The sequence below is a fragment of the Citrobacter sp. RHBSTW-00599 genome, assembly GCF_013784065.1.
GTDB lineage: Bacteria > Pseudomonadota > Gammaproteobacteria > Enterobacterales > Enterobacteriaceae > Citrobacter > Citrobacter braakii.
Genome location: NZ_CP056717.1, coordinates 4,367,099 through 4,380,048, shown reverse-complemented (window position 1 = coordinate 4,380,048; position 12,950 = coordinate 4,367,099). Strand labels below are relative to the sequence as shown.

General features: G+C 52.3%; 13 protein-coding genes, 3 tRNA genes and 1 pseudogene. 10 read left to right on the top strand and 7 right to left on the bottom strand.

Features of this window, described 5'->3' with window-relative positions:
* Positions 1-20: 20 nt before the first annotated feature.
* Complete coding sequence (locus HV243_RS21320) at positions 21-482, bottom strand: YbaK/EbsC family protein (protein WP_053389315.1); 462 nt, start codon at positions 480-482, stop codon at positions 21-23.
* Positions 483-847: 365 nt separating this feature from the next.
* Between HV243_RS21320 and HV243_RS21315 the strand changes: the two genes are divergently transcribed.
* Complete coding sequence (locus tag HV243_RS21315) at positions 848-2,191, top strand: PTS sugar transporter subunit IIC (RefSeq protein WP_053389316.1); 1,344 nt, start codon at positions 848-850, stop codon at positions 2,189-2,191.
* Between the two features lie 29 nt (positions 2,192-2,220).
* On the opposite strand, the gene fhuF is transcribed toward HV243_RS21315, so the two are convergent.
* Entirely contained in the window at positions 2,221-3,009 is a 789-nt protein-coding gene (gene fhuF / locus HV243_RS21310) for a siderophore-iron reductase FhuF (protein WP_053389317.1), read from the bottom strand.
* Between the two features lie 108 nt (positions 3,010-3,117).
* Entirely contained in the window at positions 3,118-4,194 is a 1,077-nt protein-coding gene (locus HV243_RS21305; RefSeq protein ID WP_016151597.1) for a GGDEF domain-containing protein, read from the bottom strand.
* A gap of 255 nt (positions 4,195-4,449) precedes the next feature.
* Here HV243_RS21305 and HV243_RS21300 point away from each other — a divergent pair.
* Positions 4,450-4,702, top strand: a pseudogene (locus HV243_RS21300) (DUF1435 domain-containing protein).
* Positions 4,703-4,741: 39 nt separating this feature from the next.
* On the opposite strand, the gene HV243_RS21295 reads toward HV243_RS21300, so the two are convergent.
* From HV243_RS21295 to rsmC, 4 genes are all read right to left on the bottom strand, one after another.
* Positions 4,742-4,827, bottom strand: a tRNA-Leu gene (locus HV243_RS21295).
* A gap of 31 nt (positions 4,828-4,858) precedes the next feature.
* Positions 4,859-4,944, bottom strand: a tRNA-Leu gene (locus tag HV243_RS21290).
* Between the two features lie 28 nt (positions 4,945-4,972).
* Positions 4,973-5,059 (bottom strand) — tRNA-Leu (locus tag HV243_RS21285).
* Between the two features lie 240 nt (positions 5,060-5,299).
* Positions 5,300-6,328, bottom strand: coding sequence for a 16S rRNA (guanine(1207)-N(2))-methyltransferase RsmC (gene rsmC / locus HV243_RS21280; protein ID WP_053389012.1), 1,029 nt, complete (start codon positions 6,326-6,328; stop codon positions 5,300-5,302).
* 103 nt (positions 6,329-6,431) lie between these two features.
* Here rsmC and holD point away from each other — a divergent pair, with 103 nt between their 5' ends.
* From holD to HV243_RS21240, 8 genes are all read left to right on the top strand, one after another.
* On the top strand, positions 6,432-6,845 hold the full coding sequence (holD, locus tag HV243_RS21275) for a DNA polymerase III subunit psi (RefSeq protein WP_046275496.1): 414 nt from the start codon (positions 6,432-6,434) through the stop codon (positions 6,843-6,845).
* Positions 6,814-7,260, top strand: a complete 447-nt coding sequence (rimI, locus tag HV243_RS21270) for a ribosomal protein S18-alanine N-acetyltransferase (protein WP_046275497.1) — start codon at positions 6,814-6,816, stop codon at positions 7,258-7,260. The genes holD and rimI overlap by 32 nt, the downstream gene beginning before the upstream one ends.
* A gap of 14 nt (positions 7,261-7,274) precedes the next feature.
* On the top strand, positions 7,275-7,955 hold the full coding sequence (gene yjjG / locus HV243_RS21265) for a pyrimidine 5'-nucleotidase (RefSeq protein ID WP_016151600.1): 681 nt from the start codon (positions 7,275-7,277) through the stop codon (positions 7,953-7,955).
* 92 nt (positions 7,956-8,047) lie between these two features.
* Entirely contained in the window at positions 8,048-9,637 is a 1,590-nt protein-coding gene (prfC, locus tag HV243_RS21260; protein ID WP_016151601.1) for a peptide chain release factor 3, read from the top strand.
* Between the two features lie 305 nt (positions 9,638-9,942).
* The gene (gene osmY / locus HV243_RS21255) at positions 9,943-10,560 is read left to right on the top strand and encodes a molecular chaperone OsmY (protein ID WP_016151602.1); all 618 of its coding nucleotides are present in this window, start codon (positions 9,943-9,945) and stop codon (positions 10,558-10,560) included.
* Between the two features lie 127 nt (positions 10,561-10,687).
* Complete coding sequence (locus HV243_RS21250; protein WP_003019081.1) at positions 10,688-10,849, top strand: DUF1328 family protein; 162 nt, start codon at positions 10,688-10,690, stop codon at positions 10,847-10,849.
* A gap of 245 nt (positions 10,850-11,094) precedes the next feature.
* Positions 11,095-12,168: a patatin family protein gene (locus HV243_RS21245; protein ID WP_019078315.1), complete on the top strand. Its 1,074-nt coding sequence runs from the start codon at positions 11,095-11,097 to the stop codon at positions 12,166-12,168.
* A complete protein-coding gene (locus HV243_RS21240; protein WP_053389011.1) occupies positions 12,165-12,941 on the top strand; it encodes a metal-dependent hydrolase in 777 nt (258 codons plus the stop codon). The genes HV243_RS21245 and HV243_RS21240 overlap by 4 nt, the downstream gene beginning before the upstream one ends.
* Positions 12,942-12,950: the final 9 nt, after the last annotated feature.

Sequence of the window (12,950 nt, the reverse complement as noted above, 5' to 3'; positions counted from 1 at the left end):
TTATCGGCACGGAACGTGAATCATCCCTGACACACATCCACCCAGGTGGCGGAAGTCAGCTCAGCCATCCTTTCTGGCGTGATACGAACGGCGCTGTGGATGGCGCCTGCGGCGGGAAGCACTTCAGCGTAATGCTTCAACGAAACGTCGCAGTATACCGAAATCGGCGTTTCCAGTCCGAAAGGGCAAACACCGCCAACGGGATGGCCCGTCGCGTTCACTACTTCATCGCTACTCAACATACGGGCTTTGGCACCGAAAGTGCTCTTTAGCTTTTTGTTATCCAGTCGGGCATCACCTTTGGCGACGACCAGAATAATGTCGTTCTTGACCTTCAGCGAAAGCGTTTTCGCGATCTGGCCTGGTTCGACGTTATGGGCTTTCGCTGCCAGATTGACGGTAGCTGTGCTCTGATCTAATTCGATAATCTCAATATCTGGTGCATATTGCGCTAAAAATTGGCGTACTGATTGCAAACTCATTCTTCTCTCCAAATCGCCTACAGGCAGCTCCATCCAGCAGAAAACCGCATGGCGTAATTTGTCATAGGGGCAAGCTCGCTGTAAATATTTTAATGTAACAACATGGCAACATTGGCAGTTTTTCGATCGTCTTCACAATCAAAGAAACCGGTTACAGTAACCGGTTGCAGAATGCTCAAATGGCGATTAATACTGAAGTTGTCACTTCCTCTGTATTACATAATAAGAGCCATCTATGAAACTGAACTCAAAATGCAGTAGCGCTGGCGTTCCTCCCGGCACGGTTGCGAAAAGTAGTAATGGGCTTTACGTGGTGGTGTTGACACCAGCACGGTTGCAGGGTTTTGCACAACGGGAGAACGGCTATGTCTACTAATAATGCTGTGTTTAATGTGATTTTCCGCTTCGTTGAAAATTACGTCAGCCCTGTTGCCGGGCGCATCTCTTCACAACGTCATGTGATGGCTATCCGTGATGGGTTTATTTCGGCGATGCCCTTTATGATCGTAGGCTCGTTTCTGCTGGTTTTCGCCTATCCACCTTTTTCTCCGGATACCACCTGGGGGTTTGCACGTGCGTGGCTGGATATGGCGAAACAGTTTGAAGGCCAAATCCTCACACCGTTTGATATGACGATGGGGATCATGTCAGTCTACATATGTGCGGCTATCGCTTATAACCTGGGCAAGCACTATGTGAAGTCACATCAGCTAGATCCCTTCATGTGCGCGATGCTATCGATCATGGCTTTTTTGCTGATTGCTGCACCGAAAACCAAAGGCACTATGCCGGTTGATAGCCTTGGCGGTACGGGGATTTTCACTGCCATCCTGGTGGCTATTTACTGCGTTGAAATGATGCGCTTCCTGAAGGCGCACAACATCGGCATTCGTTTACCCGATCAGGTGCCGCCGATGATCAAAAACTCCTTCGATCTGCTGATCCCTGTGCTGGTGGTGGTGCTGACGCTGTACCCGCTGAGTCTGGTGATTCAGTCGCAGTTTGACATGCTGATCCCGCAGGCCATCATGGCCATCTTTAAACCACTGGTGTCTGCAGCGGATTCTCTGCCAGCGATACTGCTGGCGGTGCTGATCGGCCATCTGCTGTGGTTTGCGGGTATACATGGCGCGGCAATTGTGTCGGGAATGCTGCAAATGTTCTGGCTCACCAATCTCGGGATGAACCAGTCGGCGCTGGCGCAGGGCGCGCCTTTACCGCATATCTTTATGGAAGCGTTCTGGACGTTCTTTATTGTGGTTGGAGGTTCCGGCGCGACGATGGGGCTGGTGATTTGCTATCTGCGTAGCCGTTCGGCCCATCTGCGATCGATCGGGCGTTTGAGCGTTGTCCCGAGCATTTTTAATATTAACGAACCGGTGATTTTCGGTACGCCGATTGTCATGAACCCAGTGTTCTTTATTCCCTTCCTGCTGGCCCCGATGGTGAACGCAGTGCTGGCCTGGGCGGCGATGAAGCTGGATTTAATTGGGCGGGTGATTTCAGTGGTTCCCTGGACGGCCCCGGCACCGGTTGGCGCGGCATGGGCGTTAGGCTGGGATTATCGTGCGGCCATTCTGGTTGTCCTGCTGGCACTGGTGTCTGCCGTCATCTACTTCCCATTCTTTAAGGTTTACGAAAAACAGCTATTAGCGCAGGAAAAAGAAGAAGCACAGCGTATAGAAGAGGAAAATCAGCAGGTTGCATAACTTACGGGCGAGGGGCTACGGCTCCTCGCTTACTTCAGCGTGCAGTCACCGCATTGCTGGACATCGGGCAGGCGATAGCGCTGGCAGCAGGTTCTGCGTACTAACAGTCCCTCGCGCGGAACAACGGTACGCCACAGGGGATTATCCTGACCGCAGGAGAGTTGCTTCTCAAAAAAACAGGTCTGGCGCAGTGTGGTCAGCAGTTCTTCACCTAATAACGGCTTCATTTCCGTTAAATACCAGTGAATTAAATATCCGGTGTTGCTCCAGATAAGCTTCGCATTGATCTCGCCTGTCGCTTCCAGCGCCTGCACAACCGGCGTCAGCGCCGAGAGAATCAGCGTTTCCATGCGTTGCTGAGGAGACTGGGCCGTGACCTGGTGATCCTGATGCACGTCGATCCAGAAGCAGGCAGCACGGCCTGTTTCGTGGAATTCTACGTGCATGTGTTCAGGAGAGACGTCGATGGCCTCTTTTTGCGTCAGCAGGGCCACCATGAGCGGAGGCATCATCAGGCCGATATACCACTGCGCCCAGAGAGAAATTAGCGGCTTATTTTCGCGTGGCAGCGTGGGCTGATTGCGATAAATATGGTCCGAATAGACAGCCAGCAATGAACTTAGCGTCGTTGGTTGCGTCCATTCATGTAGCGTCATCGCACCTGGCGCGGGCGTTTCGTCAAGACGAATGAAGTCCAGCAGGTGCTCACGGGTGTTGGCTATCGTTGCGCGTACGGCAGCAGCCAGCGAGGGTATCTTTGCAGGCAGAGGGCTACGCCAGATGACATCTTCAACGATCGGTGCGGAACGATAAGCCATGTCGATATAAGGATGTTAATCTTAATGATAATGATTGCTAATCCTATAATTGACATTGAGCGATGGCAAGATCTTTGTCGCCATCCCGGGCCACACCGCACAGATAGCTCAGGCAGAAGGGCAGTTTACCCGCAGGTCATCGCTGACCAGCGTACTGTTGCGCCCAAGGCTCTTGGCCTCATAAAGGGCTTTATCCGCTCGGGCAACAGCGGCATCAATATCCTGCTCGACCAGAGGCGCAATACCAATACTCACGGTTACGTTGGTTGCCACGCTCTCGTTAAACATGTGAGGAATTTTAAGGTCGTACACCTTCTGGCGAATACGTTCGGCGGCAGCCTGGGCCTGCTGGGGATCGACCGCGGTCAGCAAAACCATAAACTCTTCCCCACCAAAGCGCGCCACCACGTCCCGGGAGCGCACGGAGTCACGAATTGCGGCAGAGACGCGGATCAGCGCCTGATCTCCCATCATATGACCGTAGTGATCGTTATAGGCTTTGAAATGGTCGATATCCAGCAGCAAGACGTAGTGCTTCGCGTTGCTCAAGGCCAACAGCGTATCGAGTCGGTGTTGCAGCCCCCGGCGATTGTACAAACCGGTTAGCGGGTCGAGCATGCTGAGCCCGTTCAGGGTTTCCCGTTCTTCCAGCAGTTTATACATCAGCTGCTGGGCGAAGCCATCGTAGCGCTTTTGTATCACATGCTGGATGGCGATCCCGGCCATGGGCAGCGCCATAAAATAGATAATTCGCAAACCATGCTCGCTGCCATTTAGCCATAAACAGACGGCGACGGAAGGCAATGAGTGAAGCGTAAACGCGATGATATTATTGGCAAAAGCGATAGAACCAATAAACAGCACGCTGAGAAGCGCGATTAATAGAAAATAATAATCATTATGACCCAGAGCGTTATATTTCAGGAAAATATGTAATGCCCATAGCAAACCAAAAACGATTGAAATAAAAGGAAGATTAATTCTTTTATCCACATATTTCCTATGCCATGCCAGCAACAATGTACTCATCACGAGAATCAGCAATGCCGGTACTGACAACGCTTTGACGGCAAACAGGGGAAAAAAAAGCGTAAACAGTGCGGAGACTGCGTTGAGCAGCAGAAATAATCGTAAAGAGAGTTGGTATTTTTTGGTGCGCAGAGCTCGCCAGGATTGTACTGTCATAGGTAAATATTGTTAGTTATCTGCAATGTACGAAGGTGTGTTGGTAAATAAAACAAATAACGAACGGGGTATCATTCGCAGAGGTTTTTATTGTTTTTAGTTGAAAAGCTAACCGGCGAGCAATTTATCACCTTAAATTATTCATGTCATCAATCGTTAAGTAAAACTCATATAATTGATAGTGCCTCCCAGCTGACCAATGAGAAAATTTATCATATGATATTGGTTATCATTATCAATGTCATAGGTGGTACCATGTTGCAACGTACGCTGGGCAGTGGATGGGGTGTTCTGCTGCCGGGAATACTGATTGCCGGGAATACTGATTGCCGGGATGGCATTTAGCGACCTGTCGGTCTACGTATGGAAGGCGATGATTGTATTAGGATTACTGTTGACTTCACTCATGCTGTACCACAAGCGTTTGCGGCATTTTGTCCTGTTGCCTTCATGTGCGGCGCTGATCGGCGGCATTGTTCTGGTGATGATGAACGGGAATCAGGGATGAACAAAACAGGGAAGAAAATCAAGAGGGAAATAAGATAATTGGTGCGAGGGGGGGGACTCGAACCCCCACATCCTAAGGACACTAACACCTGAAGCTAGCGCGTCTACCAATTCCGCCACCTTCGCACAGTCATCTTATTTTTTGATATCGCCTCGTTGGTGCGAGGGGGGGGACTCGAACCCCCACATCCTAAGGACACTAACACCTGAAGCTAGCGCGTCTACCAATTCCGCCACCTTCGCCCAGTGCGAGCAATATCAACGTGGATTATGGTGCGAGGGGGGGGACTTGAACCCCCACGTCCGAAAGGACACTAACACCTGAAGCTAGCGCGTCTACCAATTCCGCCACCTTCGCATACCATCGACACTCAAAAAAGTATCGTTACCACGGAGGCGCATTCTAGTGGTTTTCAACTTTTCGTCAATAGTTAATTGCCCAGGACGCGCTTAATTGATGTAAAAATGGGCGCTAAACGCAGGCCGTGTAAACGAAGTGCCACCCCGCATTTAGCAAACCCTGCCGGATGGCGGTGCAGGCACCTTATCCGGCATGGGATGGCCGTGCAGGCACCTTATCCGGCATGGGATGGCCGTTCTACTTCTTCGCCTGACGCGTCATGATGGTGCGATAGACCTTGAAGCGACCGGTCTGCGCGATAACTTCGTGGAAGCCAAACACTTCATCCAGTACCTTCGGATAAGGCAGGAAGGCGTTCGCCACGATACGCAGTTCACCGCCGCTGTTGAGGTGGCGCACTGCGCCGCGAATCAGCGTTTGCGCGGCATCGAGGCTGGTCTGCATCCCGTCGTGGAACGGTGGGTTGGAGATGATCATATCAAAGCGACCCGTCAAGTCAGAAAAGACGTTACTGGCGATTACGTCTCCTTCAATACCGTTGGCAGCAAGCGTTGCGCGGCTGGCTTCAACGGCGGCGGCACTAACATCGCACAGGGTTAAACGCACTTTTGGCGAGTGGCTGGCTAAGGCGACGGAGAGTACGCCTGCACCACAGCCGACATCCAAAACTTTGCCTTTGGTGTGCGGCGTCAGCGTGGAGAGCAGCAGTTGGCTGCCAACATCCAGGCCGTCACGGCTGAATACGCCCGGCAGCGTTTTGATGGTCAGATTTTCGGTCTGGTATTCATCCCAGTATTTTTCTGCATCAAAGACCGGCTGTTTTTCCAGACGACCATGGTACAGACCACAGCGACGCGCGCTGTCGACTTTGTTCAGCGGCGCGTATTCGGCCAGCATCTGCTCTGCGCTACGAACGCCGCTGCGGTTCTCACCAACAACAAAAATATCGGTGCCCACCGGTAACAGCGACAGAATGTTCATCAACTGGAACTGGGCTTCCGGCTTATTCTTCGGCCAGTAGTAGATCAGCGTATCGCTATCGGCAACGTCATCGGTCTGGGCGACGAGGCTAAAGCGAACGTTGTCGCCCATCTGGCGGTTAAGCACCTGCCAGTGGTGAAGCTGCTGAGTGTGCGCACGGCTGGCGGCGCATTCAAAATGGGCAGGCAGGTCATCCTGCAAATCACCGGCAAACAGAATACGGCTTTGTTCGAAATCATCACTGTGGCGCAGCAAGACTTCACTTGCCGGGGTAAAAGCAGACATGGAGTGCTCCTTAAATTGTACAGCGGGGGATTATAGTTGTTTGATGGCACGGATTCGACAAATTTGCTATATTTGCGCCCCTGATAGACAGGAGTGTTTCGCTATGACATCCCGACGAGACTGGCAGTTACAGCAACTGGGCATTACTCAGTGGTCATTGCGTCGTCCCGGCGCACTGCAGGGCGAGATCGCGATTTCAATTCCTGCGCACGTCCGTTTGGTGATGGTTGCTGCACAATTACCCGCACTAACCGAACCGTTGATGAGCGATATTTTACGCGCATTAACCGTCAGCCCGGATCAGGTTTTACAACTGACGCCTGACCGCGTCGCCATGCTGCCGCAGGGCAGTCGCTGTAATAGCTGGCGGCTGGGAACCGAAGAGCCGCTGCTGCTGGAGGGCGCTCAGGTCGAGAGTCCTGCGTTTAATGAATTACGGGAAAACCCCGCGGCCCGCGCCGCGTTATGGCAACAAATCTGCGCATATGAACACGATTTCTTCCCTCGAATCGACTGATTTACCTGCAGCATTTCAGATTGAAAAACGCGCTCACGCTTTTCCGTGGAGTGAAAAAACATTTGCCAGCAACCAGGGCGATCGCTACCTCAATTTTCAGTTGAGGGTTGACGACGTAATGGCCGCCTTTGCGATTACACAGGTCGTGCTGGATGAAGCTACGCTGTTCAATATTGCCGTCGATCCTGACTTTCAGCGCCGGGGCCTGGGGCGTGAGCTACTGGAATACCTGATCGATGAGCTGGAAAAGCGTGGCATTTTGACACTGTGGCTTGAAGTACGCGCCTCAAATGCTGCCGCTATCGCGCTGTACGAAAGCCTGGGCTTTAACGAGGCGACGATCCGGCGCAATTACTATCCGACGGCCGATGGTCATGAAGACGCCATTATAATGGCATTGCCAATCAGCATGTAAGACAAGGTGTAATGATGAAGAAGTGGGACTGGATTTTCTTTGATGCCGACGAAACGCTGTTTACATTTGACTCGTTTACCGGCTTACAGCGGATGTTTCTCGACTATAGCATTACCTTTACCGCTGAAGATTTTCAGGACTACCAGGCCGTAAATAAACCGCTGTGGGTGGATTATCAAAACGGTGCGATAACCTCATTACAACTCCAGCACGCTCGTTTTCAGAGCTGGGCTGAACGCCTGAAGGTTGAGCCAGGCCAGCTTAATGACGCCTTTATCAATGCGATGGCGGAGATTTGCTCGCCGTTGCCAGGGGCGGTTTCTCTGCTCAATGCGATTCGTGATAAAACAAAAATCGGTATTATTACTAACGGCTTTACGGCGTTGCAGCAAATCCGCCTTGAGCGGACGGGGCTGCGCGACTATTTTGACCTGCTGGTGATTTCTGAGCAGGTTGGCGTGGCAAAACCCGATCCCCGTATTTTTGACCATGCGCTGGAGCAGGCGGGCAATCCTGAGCGTTCCCGCGTACTGATGGTGGGCGACACCGCAGAGTCCGATATTCTTGGCGGCATTAACGCCGGGCTATCCACCTGCTGGCTAAATACGCACCACCGCGAGCAGCCAGCGGGCATTCAGCCGACCTGGACTGTAGCGTCATTAAGCGAACTGGAGCGGCTCCTGTGTAAACACTGATTGCCTCCCCCCCGTTGATGGGTAAAATAGCCGCAATTTTTCGTATTCAACTTGCACGGCCTGTTGCCGTGCTTACCTAAGAAGATTTGACTATGACGTTGTCTCCTTATTTGCAAGAGGTGGCCAAACGCCGCACTTTTGCCATTATTTCTCACCCGGATGCCGGTAAAACGACAATTACTGAAAAGGTACTGTTATTCGGACAGGCGATCCAGACCGCCGGTACGGTAAAAGGCCGTGGCTCCAGCCAGCATGCGAAATCTGACTGGATGGAAATGGAAAAGCAGCGTGGTATCTCCATTACCACTTCTGTGATGCAGTTTCCATATCATGACTGCCTGGTAAACCTGCTGGACACCCCAGGGCACGAAGACTTCTCTGAAGATACATACCGTACTCTGACGGCGGTGGACTGCTGCCTGATGGTCATCGACGCCGCAAAAGGTGTTGAAGACCGGACCCGTAAGCTGATGGAAGTTACCCGTCTGCGTGATACCCCGATCCTGACCTTTATGAACAAACTCGACCGTGACATCCGCGATCCGATGGAGCTGCTGGATGAAGTCGAGAATGAACTGAAAATCGGCTGTGCGCCGATCACCTGGCCGATTGGCTGCGGTAAGTTGTTCAAAGGCGTCTATCACCTATATAAAGACGAAACTTACCTGTACCAGACGGGTAAAGGCCACACCATTCAGGAAGTGCGCATTGTTAAAGGTCTGAACAACCCTGAACTCGATGCCGCCGTGGGGGAAGACCTGGCGCAGCAGCTGCGCGACGAGCTGGAGCTGGTGCAGGGCGCGTCTAACGAGTTCGACCATGAGCTGTTCCTCGCGGGCGAAATCACCCCGGTATTCTTCGGTACCGCGCTCGGTAACTTCGGCGTTGATCATATGCTGGATGGCTTAGTGGAGTGGGCGCCTGCGCCGATGCCGCGTAAAACCGACACCCGTGTCGTTGAAGCCTCAGAAGAGAAGTTCACCGGCTTCGTGTTTAAAATTCAGGCCAACATGGACCCGAAACACCGTGACCGCGTGGCGTTTATGCGCGTGGTGTCCGGCAAGTACGAGAAAGGTATGAAAATGCGCCAGGTGCGCATTGGTAAAGACGTGGTTATCTCCGATGCGCTGACTTTTATGGCCGGTGACCGTTCTCACGTGGAAGAAGCGTATCCGGGCGATATTCTGGGTCTGCACAACCACGGCACTATCCAGATTGGCGATACTTTTACCCAAGGCGAAATGATGAAGTTCACCGGTATTCCGAACTTCGCGCCGGAGCTGTTCCGTCGTATTCGTCTGAAGGATCCGTTGAAGCAGAAACAGCTGCTGAAAGGGCTGGTTCAGCTGTCCGAAGAGGGCGCAGTGCAGGTTTTCCGTCCGATCGCTAATAACGATCTGATCGTGGGCGCTGTTGGTGTGCTGCAGTTCGACGTGGTGGTTTCACGCCTGAAGAGCGAATACAACGTTGAAGCGATTTATGAGTCGGTCAACGTAGCGACAGCACGCTGGGTAGAGTGTTCTGACGTGAAGAAATTCGAAGAATTCAAGCGTAAAAACGAAATTCAGCTGGCGCTGGATGGCGGCGATAACCTCACTTATATCGCGCCGACCATGGTTAACCTGAATCTCACCCAGGAACGTTACCCTGACGTTCAGTTCCGCAAAACGCGCGAACACTAATCGACCTTCAGGGCACGGTATCCGCCGTGCCCTACAACTTTTCCTGTCTTTTAAATCCCTTGCGGAATGTTCTTAAAACCTCTCGTTTTTCTTTTGTTTGCACGTTTTTTAGTCAATCTGGACTGCGATCACGAAATCCTGAACTATATTTAACAATGTGATGACATAAATGTCGGCGTTAAATGCTTTTTAGGCTGCCTGTTGCAGCTTCTATTGCTGATATTTATTCCACTTACAAGATTAGTTGCTGGCTCAAGCCGTTTACGGCAGAGCGCAGCTTTTAGCAAACATACAGGAATACATCGATGACAATGACAGGACTTAAGATTTCTAAAACGCTGCTGGCTGTGATGCTGACCTCCGCTGTTGCAACGGGTTCTGCTTATGCAGAAAACTCCACGACGGATAAAACGCAATCCGGCGTCGAAAGTGCGGGGCAGAAAGTCGATAGCTCCATGAACAAAGTCGGTAATTTCATGGATGACAGCACCATCACTGCGAAAGTAAAAGCCGCGCTGGTGGATCACGATAGCATTAAGAGCACCGACATTTCCGTTAAAACCGACCAGAAGGTGGTGACGCTAAGCGGGTTTGTTGAAAGCCAGGCACAGGCCGAAGAGGCAGTTAAAGTCGCCAAAGGCGTTGAGGGTGTGACCTCCGTTAGCGACAAATTGCACGTACGTGATAGCAAAGACACTTCTGTAAAAGGCTATGCGGGCGATACGGCAATCACCAGTGAGGTAAAAGCCAAGCTGCTAGCCGATGATATTGTCCCTTCCCGCAAAGTGAAAGTTGAAACCACCGATGGCGTGGTACAGCTTTCAGGAACCGTTGAATCACAGGCTCAAAGCGATCGCGCTGAGAGCATCGCCAAAGCGATTGATGGCGTGAAAAGCGTCAAAAACGATCTTAAAACTCACTAATTAGACTTAATTCGTCCTCCCGACGTTTGTCGGGAGGCGTGTTGTGCACCACACTGAAAATATCGCCGATGGGCAGCCTGAGTGCTCATATCAAGCGGTGACATTAACTATGGTAAAGGAGAAGCGCATGTTTCGATGGGGCATCATATTTCTGGTTATCGCGTTAATTGCCGCTGCACTGGGTTTTGGTGGACTGGCGGGTACCGCTGCTGGCGCAGCGAAAATTGTTTTTGTGGTGGGGATCATTCTGTTTCTGGTCAGCCTGTTTACAGGTCGTAAACGGCCCTAGCGACATCCCCTTTATTCTTCAAGTTAAAGGTGCGTGGGCTACGCGTGCTCGCCCGTATCACTTACCAGAGTAAGCTGGTCGGGATTCACGCCCTTGCCGCCTTCTTGTGACTCGAATTATTTTGGGGATTAACCGTAAAGATAACTTGCTACTAAGCCAGTCCACCGGACTGGCTTTTACGGTTTTAGCATCAGGCAATTTGCGTTACTTTGTTGTTCTATTACAAAAACAACAGGAAGGCAGAGGTGGGGCAGAGAATACCCGTCACGCTCGGTAATATTGCGCCGTTATCGTTACGTCCGTTTCAACCAGGCAGTATGGCGCTGGTGTGTGAGGGCGGCGGACAAAGAGGCATCTTCACCGCTGGCGTATTGGATGAATTCATGCGCGCGCAGTTCAATCCTTTTGATCTCTTCTACGGGACCTCCGCTGGTGCGCAAAACCTTTCAGCCTATCTTTGTAACCAGCCGGGTTACGGTCGTAAAGTCATCATGCGTTACACTACTCGACGTGAATTTTTTGACCCGGTGCGCTTTGTGCGCGGGGGAAATTTAATCGATCTCGATTGGCTGGTGGATTCGACTGCATCCCAGATGCCGCTGGCGATGGATAACGCCGAGCGCCTGTTTGCCGCAGGGAAATCGTTTTATATGTGCGCCTGTCGGGGCGATGACTACACGCCAGGCTATTTTTCGCCGAACCGGCAAAACTGGCTCGATCTTATTCGTGCCTCCAGCGCGATTCCCGGGTTCTACCGCGCCGGGGTTGCGCTGGATGGTGTGAATTATCTCGATGGGGGAGTCAGCGACGCCATTCCCGTGCAGGAAGCGGCGAAGCAGGGGGCAAAAACGCTGGTGGTTATCCGCACCGTGCCTTCGCAAATGTATTACACCCCGCAGTGGTTCAAGCGTATGGAACGCTGGCTGGGCGAAAGCAGCCTGCAACCGCTGCTGAATCTGGTCCAGCATCATGAAGCCAGCTATCGCGCGATTCAGAGTTTTATTGAGAAACCGCCGGGTAAGCTGCGTATCTTTGAGATCTACCCGCCCAAACCGCTCCATAGCATGGCATTAGGAAGCCGTATTCCGGCGCTGCGGGAAGATTACAAGACCGGACGCCTGTGTGGTCGTTACTTCCTGGCAACCGTCGGTAAGCTGCTGGCGAAAAATGCGCCGCTGCCTCGTCAGACGCCGAAGATTATGGTGCCGGGACCGGTCGTGGTTCCACCTGCGCCGGTGGCTAACGACGCTCACGCCCCCGTGGTGACCAATGCGCCTCAGGCTAACGACACGACGTTTAATAATGAGGATTTGGCGTGAGTTATCGTTTTATTGATACGCATTGTCACTTTGATTTTCCGCCGTTTACGGGCGATGAATCTGCCAGTATTCAGGGCGCGACTGACGTCGGCGTGCAAAGCATTATCGTTCCGGCCACCCAGGCGGCAAATTTTTCCCGTGTACTGGCGTTAGCGGAAAATTACCCTCCATTGTTTGCCGCCCTGGGGCTGCATCCCATTGTTATTGAGCAACATAGCGATGACTGCCTGGAGCAGTTGCAGCAGGCGCTGGATAAGCGTCCGCAAAAGCTGGTGGCGGTAGGTGAGATTGGGCTGGATCTTTATCGGGACGATCCGCAATTCGATAAGCAAGAGCGGCTGCTGGAAGCGCAGCTTAAGCTGGCGAAGCGTTACGAACTGCCGGTGATCCTGCATTCGCGGCGCACTCATGACAAGCTGGCGATGCACCTGAAACGCCATGCTTTACCGCGAACCGGCGTGGTGCATGGGTTTTCCGGGAGCGTGCAGCAGGCCGAACGTTTTGTGCAACTGGGCTACAAAATTGGCGTGGGCGGCACCATTACCTATCCGCGCGCCAGTAAAACCCGCGAGGTAATGGCGCAACTGCCGCTGGACTCACTGCTGCTGGAAACTGACGCGCCGGATATGCCGCTCAACGGCTTTCAGGGACAGCCGAATCGCCCGGAGCAGGTGGTCAGAGTCTTTGATGTCCTCTGCGAGCTGCGCCCGGAACCTGCGGATGTTATCGCTGATGCGCTGTATCGCAATACGACGGCGTTATTTGATTTTTAATTGCCGGAC

Excerpts from the sequence above, each read along its gene's own strand:
- HV243_RS21250 (WP_003019081.1), top strand. The coding sequence starts at position 10,688 with ATGTTTCGATGGGGCATCATATTTCTGGTTATCGCGTTAATTGCCGCT.
- HV243_RS21320 (WP_053389315.1), bottom strand. The coding sequence starts at position 482 with ATGAGTTTGCAATCAGTACGCCAATTTTTAGCGCAATATGCACCAGAT.
- holD (WP_046275496.1), top strand. The coding sequence starts at position 6,432 with ATGACATCCCGACGAGACTGGCAGTTACAGCAACTGGGCATTACTCAG.
- rsmC (WP_053389012.1), bottom strand. The coding sequence starts at position 6,328 with ATGTCTGCTTTTACCCCGGCAAGTGAAGTCTTGCTGCGCCACAGTGAT.
- prfC (WP_016151601.1), top strand. The coding sequence starts at position 8,048 with ATGACGTTGTCTCCTTATTTGCAAGAGGTGGCCAAACGCCGCACTTTT.
- osmY (WP_016151602.1), top strand. The coding sequence starts at position 9,943 with ATGACAATGACAGGACTTAAGATTTCTAAAACGCTGCTGGCTGTGATG.
- fhuF (WP_053389317.1), bottom strand. The coding sequence starts at position 3,009 with ATGGCTTATCGTTCCGCACCGATCGTTGAAGATGTCATCTGGCGTAGC.
- yjjG (WP_016151600.1), top strand. The coding sequence starts at position 7,275 with ATGAAGAAGTGGGACTGGATTTTCTTTGATGCCGACGAAACGCTGTTT.
- HV243_RS21315 (WP_053389316.1), top strand. The coding sequence starts at position 848 with ATGTCTACTAATAATGCTGTGTTTAATGTGATTTTCCGCTTCGTTGAA.
- HV243_RS21305 (WP_016151597.1), bottom strand. The coding sequence starts at position 4,194 with ATGACAGTACAATCCTGGCGAGCTCTGCGCACCAAAAAATACCAACTC.
- rimI (WP_046275497.1), top strand. The coding sequence starts at position 6,814 with ATGAACACGATTTCTTCCCTCGAATCGACTGATTTACCTGCAGCATTT.